General features: G+C 36.0%; 13 protein-coding genes. 11 read left to right on the plus strand and 2 right to left on the minus strand.

What is annotated here, in order from left to right; genetic code table 11:
* Positions 1 to 65 precede the first annotated feature (65 nt).
* The 8 genes from ung to AC07XN_RS17445 all read left to right on the plus strand — a co-directional run bounded on the left by ung (position 66) and on the right by AC07XN_RS17445 (position 5910).
* Positions 66 to 731, plus strand: a complete 666-nt coding sequence (gene ung / locus AC07XN_RS17410; RefSeq protein ID WP_309920136.1) for a uracil-DNA glycosylase — start codon at positions 66 to 68, stop codon at positions 729 to 731.
* A gap of 23 nt (positions 732 to 754) precedes the next feature.
* On the plus strand, positions 755 to 1408 hold the full coding sequence (locus AC07XN_RS17415) for a GDSL-type esterase/lipase family protein (protein ID WP_494743983.1): 654 nt from the start codon (positions 755 to 757) through the stop codon (positions 1406 to 1408).
* A 294-nt stretch (positions 1409 to 1702) separates the two neighbouring features.
* Positions 1703 to 3145 carry a redoxin family protein gene (locus tag AC07XN_RS17420; protein WP_494743984.1) on the plus strand — a complete coding sequence of 481 codons (1443 nt, stop codon included), beginning with the start codon at positions 1703 to 1705 and terminating at the stop codon, positions 3143 to 3145.
* Between the two features lie 92 nt (positions 3146 to 3237).
* On the plus strand, positions 3238 to 3858 hold the full coding sequence (locus AC07XN_RS17425; RefSeq protein ID WP_494743985.1) for a hypothetical protein: 621 nt from the start codon (positions 3238 to 3240) through the stop codon (positions 3856 to 3858).
* A 183-nt stretch (positions 3859 to 4041) separates the two neighbouring features.
* Complete coding sequence (locus AC07XN_RS17430; RefSeq protein WP_309920126.1) at positions 4042 to 4644, plus strand: Crp/Fnr family transcriptional regulator; 603 nt, start codon at positions 4042 to 4044, stop codon at positions 4642 to 4644.
* A gap of 78 nt (positions 4645 to 4722) precedes the next feature.
* The gene (locus tag AC07XN_RS17435; protein ID WP_494743986.1) at positions 4723 to 5076 is read left to right on the plus strand and encodes a YciI family protein; all 354 of its coding nucleotides are present in this window, start codon (positions 4723 to 4725) and stop codon (positions 5074 to 5076) included.
* Between the two features lie 12 nt (positions 5077 to 5088).
* Positions 5089 to 5505, plus strand: coding sequence for a DoxX family protein (locus tag AC07XN_RS17440; RefSeq protein ID WP_494743987.1), 417 nt, complete (start codon positions 5089 to 5091; stop codon positions 5503 to 5505).
* A gap of 18 nt (positions 5506 to 5523) precedes the next feature.
* A complete protein-coding gene (locus AC07XN_RS17445) occupies positions 5524 to 5910 on the plus strand; it encodes a VOC family protein (protein WP_309920116.1) in 387 nt (128 codons plus the stop codon).
* An 84-nt stretch (positions 5911 to 5994) separates the two neighbouring features.
* Here AC07XN_RS17445 and AC07XN_RS17450 read toward each other — a convergent pair whose 3' ends face one another.
* Positions 5995 to 6948 (minus strand): MBL fold metallo-hydrolase, encoded by a 954-nt coding sequence (locus AC07XN_RS17450; protein ID WP_494743988.1) that lies wholly within the window; start codon positions 6946 to 6948, stop codon positions 5995 to 5997.
* 103 nt (positions 6949 to 7051) lie between these two features.
* Positions 7052 to 8275: a hypothetical protein gene (locus AC07XN_RS17455; RefSeq protein WP_309920111.1), complete on the minus strand. Its 1224-nt coding sequence runs from the start codon at positions 8273 to 8275 to the stop codon at positions 7052 to 7054.
* A gap of 622 nt (positions 8276 to 8897) precedes the next feature.
* Here AC07XN_RS17455 and AC07XN_RS17460 point away from each other — a divergent pair.
* The 3 genes from AC07XN_RS17460 to AC07XN_RS17470 all read left to right on the plus strand — a co-directional run bounded on the left by AC07XN_RS17460 (position 8898) and on the right by AC07XN_RS17470 (position 15850).
* The gene (locus AC07XN_RS17460; protein WP_309920108.1) at positions 8898 to 10721 is read left to right on the plus strand and encodes a DEAD/DEAH box helicase; all 1824 of its coding nucleotides are present in this window, start codon (positions 8898 to 8900) and stop codon (positions 10719 to 10721) included.
* 508 nt (positions 10722 to 11229) lie between these two features.
* Entirely contained in the window at positions 11230 to 14337 is a 3108-nt protein-coding gene (locus tag AC07XN_RS17465; protein ID WP_494743989.1) for a SusC/RagA family TonB-linked outer membrane protein, read from the plus strand.
* Positions 14338 to 14356: 19 nt separating this feature from the next.
* Positions 14357 to 15850 (plus strand): RagB/SusD family nutrient uptake outer membrane protein, encoded by a 1494-nt coding sequence (locus tag AC07XN_RS17470; RefSeq protein ID WP_494743990.1) that lies wholly within the window; start codon positions 14357 to 14359, stop codon positions 15848 to 15850.
* Positions 15851 to 15913 lie beyond the last annotated feature (63 nt).

The raw sequence follows: 15913 nt of genomic DNA on the forward strand, positions 1-15913 counted from the left end.
GAAAATTACATTACATTGTCTGAAAAATCAACGTAATTAAGAAATTTATTAAAACCCATTGAATAATGAACGTGAAAATTGAAGATTCTTGGAAAGAAAAATTAAACCCAGAATTTGAAAAACCTTATTTTAAAACCTTGGTTGACTTTGTTAAAAACGAGTATAGCATCGGAACAGTATATCCACCCGGAAAACTTATTTTCAATGCTTTTGATAAATGCTCTTTTGAGAACACAAAAGTAGTTATTCTAGGGCAAGATCCTTATCATGGAGCAGGACAGGCAATGGGGCTTTCTTTCTCTGTGAATGATGGCATACCTGCACCTCCGTCTCTGATTAATATTTTTAAAGAAATAAAAGACGATTTAGGTATTCCAGTTCCAAAGTCAGGTAATTTAGAACGCTGGGCAAATCAAGGAGTATTGTTGTTGAATGCTACATTGACTGTGCGGGCTTCAGAGGCAGGGTCGCACCAAAGAAAAGGCTGGGAAGTTTTTACGGATGCTGTCATCAGGTGTATTTCAGAAGAAAAAGAAGGCGTAGTGTTTATGCTATGGGGAAAGTATGCACAGGATAAAGGGGCAATCATAAATGCTTCAAAACACTTAGTTTTAAAATCTAAACATCCCTCGCCAATGGCCGCCAATTCGGGTGGTTGGTTTGGGAATAAGCATTTTTCACAAGCCAATGAATATTTACAAAGCAAAGGATTGACCGGTATTCAATGGTAATTAAACTCAAAAAATAATCTCAAATGAAAAAAGTATTGTTAATTGCCGCAATTTTAGTGAGTCAGTTTTGTTGGGCACAAAATAAATTTGAAAATGAAATCAAAGCTTTTGAAAAAAGCGATTCAATCTCAATGCCAGCTGCCAAGCAAATATTATTGGTTGGAAGTTCTTCCCTTCGCTTATGGACTAGCTACAAAGAAGATTTAACAGGCTATGCCGTTATTAACCGAGGTTTTGGTGGGTCTGTGATGAGTGATGCCAACGAGTATTTTGATAGAATTGTGGCTAAATATCAACCCAAACACATTTTAGTGTATGAAGGTGATAACGACTTAGCATCTGGAAAAAGTCCAGAAACAGTGTTTGAAGACTTTAAAATATTTGTTGAGAAAGCAAAGAAGCAATTGCCAAAAGCTACTATTGCGTATATTTCAATTCGCCCAAGTATTGCTAGAGTAAAAATAGTAGACCAACAAAAAAAGGCAAATCAATTGATAGAAGACTATTGCAAAACAACTAAAAAACTTCATTTTATTGATGTACAAAAGCACTATTATTTGCCTAATGGTGAGCTGATGCAAGATGTTTTCGTAGCCGACAACCTACATTTGAATGCAAAAGGCTACCAAATTTGGACGGCTGCAATTAGAAAATACTTGGCAAAACATGTGAAGTGAGGATAGCTGTAAGATTTGAGCTTTACTGATTACTCACAAGTTTATAATTAATTGAAAATCAGTATATTAATTCCTAGTGAGGGACTTAAGTCCCTCGCTAGGAATGAGGTCTTCAAGGCTTGGTTTTAAACCAATTTAAGCCCATTTTAACCAATTTTATCAATAATCCCATCTCCATTTCAACTTTTTAAAAGATATGGGTAATCAGTAGGATTTGAGCTGTTCTCTAGTGCGGTTTAAAGTGTTTACTGCTTTATTTGTACTGCAACGACGTTTATTTTTAATGTGATAATTATGAAATATTTCCTTTCAATGCTTTTGCTCATAGTAGCACAATTTGCTTTTGGGCAACATGTAACTATTTCGGGAAAAGTAGATAATGCCAAGGGCGATACGCTTACTTTAGTGTATGATGCCTTGATGTTAGGCGTTAAACCATCAATACAAAAAACAGCTTTGACAGGTGAAAACCGTTTTCAGTTTAAGCTAACTGTTCCACAAAATGCGGTAGTAGCATTGAAAGTAAAGGAGCGGTACATTGAGTTGTTTGTAGGAAAAGGGAATCAGATTGAACTTGAATTTGATGCCGAAGATGTAAATAAACCAATCACGTTGAAAGGAGATAAGGCATTAGAAAATAATTTTCTAACTAAATTTTATCAGCAATTCAAGACTGACTTTACACCTTCGTTAATGCTGAAAAAAGTAATGCAAGTCCCTGTAGATGAACTTGAAATGAATTTGTTTGAATCAAAAAAAGCACAATCAGATTATTATAAATCATTTCCAGACCAAGCCAAATTTTCGGATGAATTCAAGCAATATATTGAAAATCAAATTCGATGGAATTATTGGACTTATATATTAGCATATCCTATTGAAAGAGGAAATGCTAATCAAGCGCAAGCACAGGTTTTATCATTGCCAAGTACTTTGTTGGAGGGATTAGATGAAAAAAAGATTCAGGATGAAACAGCCCTGCTTTCATCTTCTTACCGTAGCTTTTTGATTTATTATGTGACTTACTTTAATACCAAAGCTCATGGCTTTCAGAAATATGCTGATGTAAACAAGTCTATGGAGGACAAGCATTTTTTTGCCAGAGAACATTTGCCTGTAAAAGCATATCAATTTTATTTAGCTTATTTATTAAGCAGTCAGTGCCAATATTGCTTGCCTTCGGTTGTCCGAAATACTTTTGCTGCTTTAACGGCTACACCTAATTCAGAGCAATATGCTACTTTAATCAAAGAAAAATGTGGCGAAGTAATGAGCAAAAAAGACGAGGTAGTAAAGGCTAAAGAGGAGGATAGTAAATGGTTTAAAGCAATTACTCCAGATGGAAAAGAATTATCATTAGCTAGTTTAAAAGGGAAAGTGGTTTACTTAGATTTTTGGGCATCTTGGTGTGGTCCTTGTCGTAAAGAGTTCCCTTTTTCAAAACAGTTGCAAGAAAAATTAAGTGAGAAACAACGCAAAGAAGTAGTTTTCTTATACATCTCTATCGACGAAGAAGAACAGAACTGGCGTAAAGCAATGAAAGATTTAGATATTGAAAATCAGAAAAATATCTATTCAAAAGGAGGGTGGGAGTCTGGTGCAGCAAAGTTTTTTAAGCTAGAATCTATCCCAAGGTATATGCTGATGGATAAAAAAGGGAATATCGTCGACAGTGATGCCAAACGCCCAAGCGACCCTAAAATTTTGTCGGATATTTTGAAGTTGGTGGGGGAGTAGAAGTCAATGTAATCAAGACGGTTTTTCTTGTTCATTAATGGCAAGTCGAACGATAAATAACAACTTTTCTGAACATTTAACACAACCTCTCCATGCTAAAAAGATATTCAGTTCTCATTGGAATAGTCATATCATTATCGTTAATTCTAATAGCTATATTTAACTATCCGGGTGGTTCGCTATTTGACAAAAACTCCATTGGTTTTAACTGGAAAAGTAATTTCATTAGTAATCTTTTTGGTGAGAAAGCTGTGAATGGTTTAGATAACCCTGCTCGTTTTTGGGCCAGTATAGGAATGATTTTTCTTTCGGCAAGTTTTGCGCTATTTTTCATTGAATTCTCAAAGAAAATACCGAACAAGGGTGCCGCTAACGTCATTAAATACTGTGGAGCTATCGGTATGGTATTTACTTTTTTAATAGCGACTCCCTTGCACGATACAATGATTACTATCGCAAGTACAATGTTTCTTATCAGTATCTTTTACATTACTGTTTTCGTTTTCAAATCGAAGTTACATTTATTCAAAGTGCTGTGTGTTATTTGTCTTCTTGTTTTTTACAGTACGCTATATCTTTATGGATCCGGTACTTTCCTGATTTTTTTACCAATCATGCAAAAACTTAACTTTGCCATTACGATAATATTAATTGTAGGATTAGAATATTTTACCAAGAAAGAAGATTTTGAGCATATCAAAGGGGGTAAATAAATACGGTAACATTACTCATGGCATTACTTGCAAAGTAATGCCATGAGTAATGTTACGAAAGAATATACGCTTACATTCCTTTTTACGGGTTAATAGGTTCTCGGTAAAAGCCATTTGCTTTAAAAACCAATAATTGAAAAAGTTAATATTAAATTTAAAAACATATAATTCCCCAATTTGGTTATGAGTATAATCCTCAAAATCAAATTAATTGTGATTATCAATATTCTTCGCGAGCATATCATAGAAAGGCTTGGGAATAACGTTCCCCGATTGGATGAAGTACTTCAGTGCTTCAAACCCTTAAAAATTAAACGTAACGAACAGATTTTAAGTCAAGGAGAAATCTGTAAATATGTTTATTTTGTGGCAGAGGGTTGTTTACAAGTATATGTTTACGACCGTGAGTCCAATGAAAATACCCGTGATATTATCACTGAAAACAATTGGTGTTCGGAATTAATGAGTTTTGGAAGCCAGTCCCCAGCTACCGAAAACATAAGGGCAGTAGAACCGTGTAGTCTTTTAGCCATTGATAGGCAGAGTTTCCAGTTATTAGTTGAAACTGTGCCACAATTTGATAAAGTGTATAAACAAATCTTAGAGGCATCTTACGCCAATTCAGTGTATAGAATTAACACCTTTGTTTCATTAACGGCTCTGGAAAGAATAAAGTGGTTAATGGAATACCGCCCCAAATTAATGACCCGTCTTTCAAGTAAACTCATTGCTTCTTATTTAGGCATTTCTCAGGAAACTTTTAGTAGATTAAAAGCAAAACTCTAAAACGTTGACATTTGTCAATGTTCATGGTGCTTGAATTGTAGAATTTTGTTTCATCATTCACAATTTAATAACAGACCAATGAAAGAGTACTTACTTTTATTCCGAAATATCAGTGGTGATAATGCCTATATCACTACTCCCCAAGATATGGCAGAAGATATGCCTGCTTGGCAAGCTTGGATCGGCAATATTGCTATGCAAGGCAAGTTGGTATCAACCCAGCCAATAGAATATTATGGACAGGTTGTTAGTAAGCAAGGTATTAGCGAAGGGCCAGACAAAACTGAGCGTAATTTGCTGGTAGCGGGTTACCTTATTTGTAAAGCCGAAACCCTTCAAGAAGTACAACAGTGGAGTAAAACCTGCCCTATGCTAAAATATGAAAATGGCAGTGTCGAAATTCGTCCTATTATTCCTTTTCCAACCATCTAAACTTGCAATACCATGGAAAAATTTCTAAATTTAGGTCGTTGGATATTCCCCATTTCCTTTTTGATGTATGTTGGGTTACATTTCGGAAAACCTGACGTCGGGGCAGCTTTTGTGCCAGATTATTTACCTTTCCCTTACTTTTTAAATTACTTTACAGCTTTTTGTATTCTTGCCTTTATTATCAGTGCTTTAATTGGTAAATATGATAAACTAGCCTATACTCTGATGGCAGTTTATGTAATATTAATGGCCATTTTGGTGCATTTGCCCCGAGCGATGGGTCATGAACTTGGTACAGAAATGATGGCTGAAAACCTTAACAGAGAGAAAGAACTAGAAATGGTGAATTTCTTTCGTAATATCATGGTGATGGGTGCTTTGTTGGGTTTTGCTAAATATGTGGCTAAAGACAATAGAATTATTAATTAAACCTTTAATACTGTTAACATGGAAAAATTAAGTGCCACAACCAATGCTTTGAATTGGTTTGAAATCCCCATTATTGATGTGGAAAGAGCAAAAAAGTTTTATGAAACAATCTTTGATATAGAGATGATTCCCCTCGAAATGATGAGTATGCAAATGCTAATGTTCCCCTCGCAAAGTCCGAAGTCTGGTGGTGCATTGGTAAAAAGCCCTTATCATACTCCGAGTACAACCGGTGCTCTTATTTACTTGAATGCCAACCCCGACTTACAATTGGTGTTAGATAAAATAGAAAGTGCCGGAGGTACTGTTACCATGCCCAAAACCAACATCGACCCCGAAACAGGTAATATGGCTTTCTTTATCGATACAGAGGGCAATCTGGTTGGCTTACACTCTGGTCAATAGATTCTGTCGAGTACTTTTCAAAAATAAAACCCTGTGTGATAGCATTTGACATCACACAGGGTTTTGAATAAACTTAACATCAATTTACAATTCAAAACGTTTTCCTTGTTCTGGGAAAATAAGCTTTAATCCTAACGTATTTTGTTCAGTTAATTGTTTTTTGATTTTTGCTTCATTGATTGCTGGAGGTTTTAAATGTGTAATAATCACTTTAAAACCTTTCAGGGCTTCTTTTCCTGTTAAATCACTCAGTTTATTCATTTCTTTCATAATCCAATTTGGTGTAAGGTGTCCAAACAGTGATTTGTCAGGCTGCTCATTAGGGAACGATACTTCAATAAAAATACCTCTCAATTGCTTCTGTTGAATTAGTGGGGCGATTTCTTTCCAGAGTAAAGCCAATTTGTTGCTTTTTTCAACTTCATCTGGACCAGTATCACCAAGATATAAGGCATAATCATTCTGAATCCTAATTAAAAAAGCCGTGCTTTCATAAGGGTTAACATGGCTTAAAGATAAAGCCTTTACTGTCATAGAAGTATTGGTGATATTGCTTTCCTCACCAACTTTTAACGTTTGAAAATGGTATTTTTTGATTAGGAATCCTTTGCCTTCATCGCCAAAATTAGCCCAAGTTTGGTCATTAAAATAATGATTTTGCATCATTTGCATACATTTGTCGGTGGCATAAACGGTTTTGGAAGAATCTCCAGGAGAGTTAATGATTAAGCCAGAAACATGGTCTAGGTGGGCATGAGAAATAAAATAACCTTTGATGTATTTTCTTAATACTTCTGTGGCAGTTACTTTAAATACTTTGTTCTCTACAGCTTTCTCTATCCCTGCATACACAGTGCCAGCATCCAGACAGACATAGTCGTTGGTAGCGATAGGAGCGAGCATATAAGCCGAAAGATTTCTTTCATCTGTTCCGCCTTTTACACCCAAGGGAACAACTTGAAAAGCCGAAGGCTGTTTTTGCTGAGCAAAGAGGTTGACAGATAATAAAAGTAAAATTAATAATGAGCGATAAGACATATGTGATGGAGTTGATGGTTTGTCGAAAATATGAGCAATCAGTGCATAAAAATACCTCCTTCTTTTGAGAAAGAGGTATTTTGTAGATAAAGATTTAAAAAAATTAAAGTATCTTATAAATATCTACAGAATCAATTTTATCCTTCAATTCCTTGATATTGATACTTGACTTAATGGCCGAATCTTTCTTTTTCTTTTTCGCTCCCAGTTCTTTTATTAAATCATCATAAACCATCTGTGCTGGGCGGTCGCCTACGGCTTCGATAATATTATTGGCTTTAGCTACGCTGATTGCCTGTTTTACTTGGTCAAAATAGCGGTTTTCTAAGTCAAAATATTGGTCATGAATACCAATAAAACGATTGCACAGACTTTGTAAATAATCTAAATTATTGTTTACATGTCTAACGTCCAGCTCTGTTTGAAGCATATCTGCTAAATTTATTTTGCCATCTTTTTGAGTGTACTTGCTTTCAATATCAGCTACTCTTTTCTTTACATAGTCTGTATTAAATTCACCCACCAAATAATTGAAGTAATCGTCCAACGATTCATCATTTCTAATATCTCTCGGATTATAACCAACCTTTTGGACGTCCTTCTTGAATTTTTCCAATAAATCTAATTGAAGTGCTTCTAGCAAAGTAACTGTTTGCGAACTTGAATTGGTATTGGTTAAATTGGCTTTATCTAAAGCATTATAAAAACCCGTATAGCGTTGAAGCTCCTTTTCAAATTCACGGATTTTATCAAAATTGACCTTTTTGTCTTGTACTCCAGCTGCATAAGCTACATTCACCGCTGCCGTTGAAAGATTGACCGCCTGCGAAGCATAAGGAATTAGGCCTACGATTGGGCTATCCTTTAAACTCTTTAATACAGTCATGAAACGTTCGTTCTTTTCTTTTTTAGTGAAAATGGCTTTGTTTTGAGCCGTCTTCATGATTACCTCTTCAAAAGAAAATCCTAATGGCCCTTTTTCAACCGAGCTAAGTTTTTTAATATACCCTTGATAGTCTTGGTTAATTACCTGTGATTTTAAATCGATAATATCATCACTTAAAATTTTATATACCTCCGCACTTTTTACCAAGTTAGTTCTAATTTTCTCCCATTTGGTTTTATCACTGAGCGATTGATTCTTAGAAATGTCCGACAGTGAACGACTTTGCATTTCTAAACGGCTTTTTAGGTTTTCGTTTTCGCCTTGAAGCTTACCTATCGTACCTTGGATATTTATAAATACAGAATCTGAGAAAACTTGCGAAAAACCCGTATTAATACAAATTAAATAGCCGAATAAACTTAATAAGATTGATTTTTTCATGGAATAATACAAATTGTTATTTTAGATATAACGCTTATATCTATTTAAATATTGGTTAAAGTTTTCACAAATTTTACATAAATCTGTTTGGTTCTGCAATAATTTTTGAAAAGGGAATCAGTATTGGTATAAAGTCGTTTGGTTTGTGTCAGGTTTTAACGGCATAAATGCATTCCTATGTTGTGTGATAGTATTATTTAAAGGTTAACATTGTAAAGGTTAAATTTTATTTTCTAAAAAAAATGCAAGAAAGATTTGCTAATACAAAACATTGGCGTACCTTTGTGGAAAATTAATACAAAAAACATCCGCACGTCTCTGTGTACGTTTCGTTGGATACGAAACAATTCTTCTCAGGAACTTTTTACAGTTCTAAGTCGGTCTCCCAGAGCTTTAACGGATGTTCGGGCATCATTAAAGCAATTATTTCAAATCAATTACAAATTATTAGTCTCAGGAACGAGTGGAGCATCAGGTCGATGCCCTCAATCTTCTTCATGTCGTTTGATAGGCTATACAAACAAAGGCAACGAAATCTTTGAATACCACATATCCCAAAGAAATTGGTTTTATCCTATTTCTTATTGATTGTGCACGTCTTTGAAATCGTTTTAGAAAAATCATGAGTGAAATCACAAGATTAAGATTCGATGAGCTTTCCGTGTCGGAAGACATCAAAAATGCAGTAAAGGACATGGGGTTTGAAACTGCTTCACCAATCCAATCAGAAGCAATTCCTTATTTATTAGAAGGTCGTGATGTAATCGGACAAGCACAAACAGGTACAGGTAAGACTGCGGCGTTTGGTATCCCGATGATTGACAAAGTTATCGCTTTCGATAAATACGTACAAGGTTTAGTACTTTGCCCAACACGTGAGTTGGCTGTTCAAGTAACTGAAGAAATTAAAAAATTATCAAAATACAAAAAAGGCGTCTGGGTAACTACTGTATTCGGTGGTGATTCAATCGAACGTCAAATCAAGTCATTAAAAGCAGGTGCAAACATCGTTGTTGGTACGCCAGGACGTGTTATCGATTTAATCGAAAGACGTGCTTTGAAACTTGAAAATGTTAAAATGGCTGTTCTTGACGAAGCAGATGAAATGCTAGACATGGGCTTCCGTGAAGATATCGAAAGTATCTTACAAGAAACTAACGAAGACCGTCAAACAGTTTTCTTCTCAGCTACAATGTCTAAGCCTATCATGGCCTTGACTTCTCGCTACCAGAACAATCCTAAATTAGTGAAAGTAGTGAAAAACGAAATTACTAATGCTAACATCGAACAATTATACTTTGATGTAAAAGGAAAGGCTAAGTTAGAAGTAATGACTCGTTTGATGGATTTACATGCTGTTAAATTAGCATTGGTATTCTGTAACCAAAAGAAAAAAGTTGACGAAGTTGTAGAAGAATTAGTATTACGTGGTTATGCTGCTGAAGGTCTTCATGGAGATTTACGCCAAGCACAACGTACAAATGTAATGGCTAAATTCCGTTCTGGCGTAGTAACTATTTTAGTAGCTACAGACGTTGCTGCTCGTGGGATTGACGTAAGTGATGTGGATGCTGTATTTAACTATGACATTCCATTAGATGAAGAATATTATGTACACCGTATCGGTCGTACTGGTCGTGCTGGTAAATCAGGTAAAGCATTTACTTTGGTAGTAGGTTCAGAACGTAACCGTCTACGCGACATCATGAATTATACTAAAGTTAAAATTGACAAAGGTGTAATTCCATCGTTCTCGGATGTTGTTGGTGTGAAAAAAGGAATGTTTATCGAACGTCTTCAAAATACTATCCAAGAAGGAGATTTAGATTTGTTCGGTGATGTATATGCATCTTTAGAACATTCTGGATTTACTGCTGAGCAAATCATCGCTGCTTTAGTTAAAATGAACATGGGTGTTGCTAAAAACGAATTCGCTGATGAAAACTTAGACGGAGAAGCAGAACGCAATGCACGTAGAAACGAACGTGGTGGAAGTGGTGACCGTTTCGGAAGCAGAGATGCTGGTCGTGGTGGAAATCGTGAATCAGGAAATCGTTTTGGAAACAGAGAAGGTGGACGTTTCGAACGTGGTAATTCACGCGACGACCGTTCAGGTGGTCGTTCAAACGACCGTCAGCCTCGTTCTTTTGAAGACCGTGGTCCTCGTACAGACAAAGCTGGTAAACCATACCGTCAGGATGCCAACATGGTAAGAATGTTTGTTAACATTGGTTTTGACGAAAAGATTTCTCCTGCTAATATCGTAGGTGCTTTCGCTGGAGAATCAGGAATACCTGGAAACACTTTAGGACAAATCAATATCTTTGATAAATATTCATTTGTTGATGTTCCAAAAGAATACGCAACTACTGTTTTGAACCGTATGGAAGGTGCTTCTATTAAAGGCAAAAGAGTAAATGTTGAGATTGCTAAACCAAGCAATTAATCTTAACAAAAATAATATAAAACGCCCCTGTGAGTCTTCATAGGGGCGTTTTGCATTTATATCGGTTAGGCTTTAGCAAGTATTTTAATAGGCTAGAATGTTAAATTACTCAATGCCTATTTTTTTGAAATCGTATTTTTAGGATTTGGTTGAATAAAATAGGATATAATTACTTATAATTATTTGCAAAGGATTATAAAATATTATTTGGTAATAAGTACTAATTGCCATAAGATGAATGGCTATTCTAGTGATATTCTGGTTTATAATTCTGCAATATTAAAATTAAGTAAAATATTACTTTAAAATATTATTGCTAAAAACGCAATAATTTGGTATTAAATTGTTTTTTCGTTGGATTTATTAAAGTTTTTTTAATTTGTATTAAAAAAATTGTTGTTTTAACAATTGTTACTGCATATTTTCACATATCGAAAATGTTAACGAAATATTAACATTTCAAGTAATGTAAGTATAAACTATCAACAAACTAAAACTCCATTATTGCATGAAGAAGAGACTTCTACTTACCATGCTGTTAGTCTTCAGTGCGAGCATACTTTTTGCTCAAAATAAGATTACAGGAAAAGTCACAACGTCAGAAAATGGCTCAGAGCTACCAGGAGTAAGTGTATCTGTAATGGGTACAACTCGTGGAACCACAACAAGTGCAAATGGCTCATTCACTATCAATGCTTCGCCAAGCGAAACCCTTGTATTTACTTTTGTAGGTTTTAAGCCTAAGTCTGTAAAGGTTGGTAACCAAAAAACAATCAATGCTCAATTAGATTTGGATATTTCTGAATTGAACGAAGTTGTAGTAGTTGGTTACGGTACTCAGAGCAAGAAAGTAATTACTGGAGCAGTAACTTCAGTTTCTGGAAAGCAGATTGCTTCACAGCCAGTACAATCATTTGACCAAGGTTTACAAGGACGCGTATCTGGTGTGAATATTACAACACCAAACGGTGTATTGAATAATGCTCCTGTTATTCGTGTACGTGGTACATCTTCAATCAACCAAAGTTCTTCTCCATTAATCGTAATTGATGGAATGCCTATCAACTCTGGTGATGTATCTGCAGGTGGTTATACTGTAAACAACCCACTTGGTGATATTAACCCATCTGATATTGAGTCAGTTGAGATTTTGAAAGATGCTTCTGCAACAGCTATTTATGGTTCAAGAGCGGCTGCAGGGGTAATGTTGGTAACTACTAAAAAAGGAAAAGAAGGCAGAGCTAAGTTAACTTATGATACTTGGGTGGGTTCTACTCAGGCTTTCAGAAAGTTTAAAATGTTAGACGCCCAGCAGTTCATGGACATCAAGAACGAAGCGGCTAAAAACGCGGGTTTGGCTAATCAATTCTTCCCTTCATACAATGCTGATGGTAGCTTAGTAAATACAAACTGGTATGATTATGTTTACCAAACAGGTATTTCACAAAGCCATAACTTAAGCTTGAATGGTGGAAATAAGGATACAAAGTATTCGTTTTCAGTGGGTTATACTGATCAAGATGGTATGATTAAGAAAAATACTTTTAGTCGTATGACTGGCCGTATGAACGTTTCACATAAACTGAACGATTACATCACGATAGGTTCAAACATTACTTACGCAAACAGCTTTAACCAATCGCCTAACACAGGAACAACAGGTGCGTTCTCAACAGGTGGTTTAGGTCGTTTACCATTAGTATTGGCTCCAAACATTGCTCCTTATAATGCTGATGGTTCATACAACATCAACAAAGCAGGAAACAACATGGGCTTAGGTAATAACTTACAAGGCCCTGGTGGATATTATAACCCACTTCCCGATTTGGACTTAAGCAAGTTTACTTCTGAGAATGCTCACTTAATAGCAAATGTTTTTGCTGATGTTAAATTGTACAAAGGCTTGGTATTCAGAACATCTTATGGTATGGATAATACGCAGGTGGAAGATATTAGCTTTAGTAACCCTGTTCATGGTGAAGGTGGCGGAAGTAATGGTATTGCTACAAACTATTATACAAGCATCAAACAGTGGAACTGGCAAAATTATTTAACGTATGATTTTGGTGTTGGTAAAAACAATGCAACCATTGTTGTAGGTACTGAAGCTCAAAAATTCACAGTTAACCGTTGGGGTGCTACAAGAAACAACGTATCTGACCCATTCTTTACTAGTTTCCAAGGAAGTTTCGTGAACAACGTAGCGGGAGGTAGCAATTATCAAACTCAAAATGGTTTACTTTCTTATTTTGGACGTTTGAACTACGATTACGACAAAAAATATATTGCTTCATTCACATTGCGTCGTGATGGTTACTCAGCTTATGCTACTGGTAACAAATGGGGTAACTTCCCAGGTGCATCGTTAGGATGGCGCTTATCGGAAGAATCATTCTGGAAAGGATCTTCATTGGCTAATACAGTTAACGAATTAAAATTACGTTCTAGCTGGGGCCGTGTAGGTAACACTGGTGTAAGTGACTTTGCTTCTCTAAGCTTATTTGGTTCTGGTTTATATGGTTCATCTCCAACTTGGGTATTTGCTCAAGCAGGTAATCCAAACCTTAGATGGGAACAAAGTACTAAGTTAGATATCGGTTTAAGCTATGGTTTGTTCAATGACAGAATTACTGGGGAAATTAACTATTACAAAAACGATATTACAGACTTAGTATTGGCTGAACCTCAAGCACCTTCGCGTGGTGTACCTAACAACTCAATCAACACTAACGTTGGTTCGATGATTAATAAAGGTTGGGAATTTACATTGAGTGCTTTAGTACTTGAAAAGAAAGGATTTACTTGGAATGCTAACTTCAACATCTCGACAAACTCAAACGAAGTATTGTCTTTAGCAAACAACAATGCTGATATCATTGCTCAAACAGGTGGTTTAGAAAGCTCAAACATCGTTCGCGTTGGCTATCCTGTAGGTAGTATTTTCGTAGTAGAAACAAGAGGCGTTAACCCTAAAAATGGACAACGTATTTTTGTAAATGCTGCTGGTAAAGAAGTACAATATTCACACCCAGGAAAATGGACTTATGTAACTGACGGAACAACTGCTCCTTCTATTACAGGTTCTGACCGTAAGGTTTGGGGTACTGCTTTCCCTACATTCTTTGGAGGTTTAGACAATACTTTCAAATACAAATCATTTGATTTAGGTGTATTCTTACAATTCTCAGGAGGTAACTATATCTACAATGGTACAAAGGCGGGTCTTCGTGACCAACGTGCTTGGAACAACCACACTGACATCTTGAATCGTTGGCAAAAAGACGGAGATATTACTAATATTCCACGCTTAGTATTTGGTGATAATATCTCAAATGGTTCTTCAACGCCAATCTCTGAAAACGTAGAAAAAGGAGACTTTATCCGTATGCGTAATATCTCTTTGGGATATACTTTCAAGAAAGGTTTATTGGAAAAAGCTAAAATCTCAAGTGCTAGATTATATGCTCAAGTACAAAATGCTTTTATCATTACAGGATATACTGGTGCTGACCCAGAAATTTCAACAAACCGTAACTCGAACATTGCTCCAGGTGTTGACCGTAACTCTACGCCACAAGCACGTACTTACACAGTTGGTTTATCAGTTAGTTTCTAATTTTAAAATTGATTTTAAGATGAAAAAAAATATAAATATTACTTTTAAAACTATAGGCAGAACTGTCAAACTATCGATGGCTTCCCTCATCATGCTGACAACCATGTTGTCGTGTGAAAAAGATTTGCTAGAAGTCGCACCCATTACATCATTGTCAGATTTAGATGCCTTTGCAACACCCGATCGTGTTTTGGCTCAGGTAAATGGTTTGTATTCAAGTACAAAGAACGGACAATTATATGGTGGTCGTTATTATATCTATAATGATGTACGTGGTGAAGAGTTTTTGAATGTAACTTCCAATTCTGTAACAGCCTTACAAACTTGGAACCATACAAACAACTCGTCTTCAAATGAGCCAACAAATATGTGGAATACTGCCTATTTGGCGATAAACCGTGCGAATTTATTTGCAGAAGGCTTAGATAAAAACGCAGGTGTTGTAGATGCTACTTTGGCTACTCAATATAAAGCTGAAGCAAGATTCTTGAGAGCCTTGATATACTATGCTTTGGTAAACACCTATGCCCAGCCTTATACGAAAGATAATGGTGCTAGTTTAGGAGTACCTTTACGTTTGATTGGCGAAGTTGGTAGCGGTAACAACAATTTGAAAAGAAGTACTGTAGCAGAAGTATATACTCAGATTCTTGCCGATTTGAACTATGCAGAGCAAAACCTTCCTTCAACGTATTCAACAGCATTGTTAAATACTACACGTGCACATAAAAACAGTGCAATTGCCATGAAAGTGCGTGTAAATTTGACAATGGGCAAATGGGCTGATGTAGTGACAGAATCAAATAAGATTGTTTCAACGAGTGCTCCTTTCAAAGCTTCAACTGGTGTAGCTAATGCTTTACAAGCGTCTGTAGCTTCGGTATTTGCAGCACCTTATACTACTGTTGAATCTATCTTCTCATTTCCAATGGGCGATAACGATTTACCAGGTACTCAAAATGGTTTGGCTAGTTATTACTTACCTTTAATTGGTATTGGTGATTTCTCTTTGAATCCTGCTGGTATCTTGGCTAGTTCAGCATTCTCAACAACGGATGCTAGACGTGTTAATTTTGTAAGAAATGATTTTGCAAGTGATGCAGGACGTTTCCGTTTAACAAAATATCCAACTGGCCCTGTTCACAAGGATTTTGTGCCAGTCTTGCGTTATGCTGAGGTTTTATTAAACTTGGCTGAAGCTAAAGCTAGATTAGGGGGTGCAAGTGTTGATGCTTCGGCATTGGCTTTATTAAATGCTGTAAGAGGTCGTTCTACGGCAGCTTATACTGCTGCTGATTTTGCAACTGGAACAGACTTAGTAAATGCTATATTAACAGAAAGAAGAATCGAATTCTTAGGTGAAGGTTTCCGTTCAATTGATTTGCAACGTAATAATTTACCGCTTCCTGCTAAAGCTAACATTGCTGCGATTCCTGTTACATCTCCAGCTTATATCTGGCCGATTCCACAGTCAGAAATCAACGTTAATAAAGATTGTGTTCCTAACCCATAATTATTAATGTAGCTTTTACTAAAAAAGGGTCAGTTGAAATATTTCAACTGACCCTTTTTTAGT

Source organism: Arcicella sp. GW458-12-2-14-TSB2 (assembly GCF_059423785.1).

Coding starts and splice junctions, on each gene's coding strand:
- ung (WP_309920136.1), top strand. CDS start 66: ATGAACGTGAAAATTGAAGATTCTTGGAAAGAAAAATTAAACCCAGAA.
- AC07XN_RS17415 (WP_494743983.1), top strand. CDS start 755: ATGAAAAAAGTATTGTTAATTGCCGCAATTTTAGTGAGTCAGTTTTGT.
- AC07XN_RS17420 (WP_494743984.1), top strand. CDS start 1,703: ATGAAATATTTCCTTTCAATGCTTTTGCTCATAGTAGCACAATTTGCT.
- AC07XN_RS17425 (WP_494743985.1), top strand. CDS start 3,238: ATGCTAAAAAGATATTCAGTTCTCATTGGAATAGTCATATCATTATCG.
- AC07XN_RS17430 (WP_309920126.1), top strand. CDS start 4,042: ATGAGTATAATCCTCAAAATCAAATTAATTGTGATTATCAATATTCTT.
- AC07XN_RS17435 (WP_494743986.1), top strand. CDS start 4,723: ATGAAAGAGTACTTACTTTTATTCCGAAATATCAGTGGTGATAATGCC.
- AC07XN_RS17440 (WP_494743987.1), top strand. CDS start 5,089: ATGGAAAAATTTCTAAATTTAGGTCGTTGGATATTCCCCATTTCCTTT.
- AC07XN_RS17445 (WP_309920116.1), top strand. CDS start 5,524: ATGGAAAAATTAAGTGCCACAACCAATGCTTTGAATTGGTTTGAAATC.
- AC07XN_RS17450 (WP_494743988.1), bottom strand. CDS start 6,948: ATGTCTTATCGCTCATTATTAATTTTACTTTTATTATCTGTCAACCTC.
- AC07XN_RS17455 (WP_309920111.1), bottom strand. CDS start 8,275: ATGAAAAAATCAATCTTATTAAGTTTATTCGGCTATTTAATTTGTATT.
- AC07XN_RS17460 (WP_309920108.1), top strand. CDS start 8,898: ATGAGTGAAATCACAAGATTAAGATTCGATGAGCTTTCCGTGTCGGAA.
- AC07XN_RS17465 (WP_494743989.1), top strand. CDS start 11,230: ATGAAGAAGAGACTTCTACTTACCATGCTGTTAGTCTTCAGTGCGAGC.
- AC07XN_RS17470 (WP_494743990.1), top strand. CDS start 14,357: ATGAAAAAAAATATAAATATTACTTTTAAAACTATAGGCAGAACTGTC.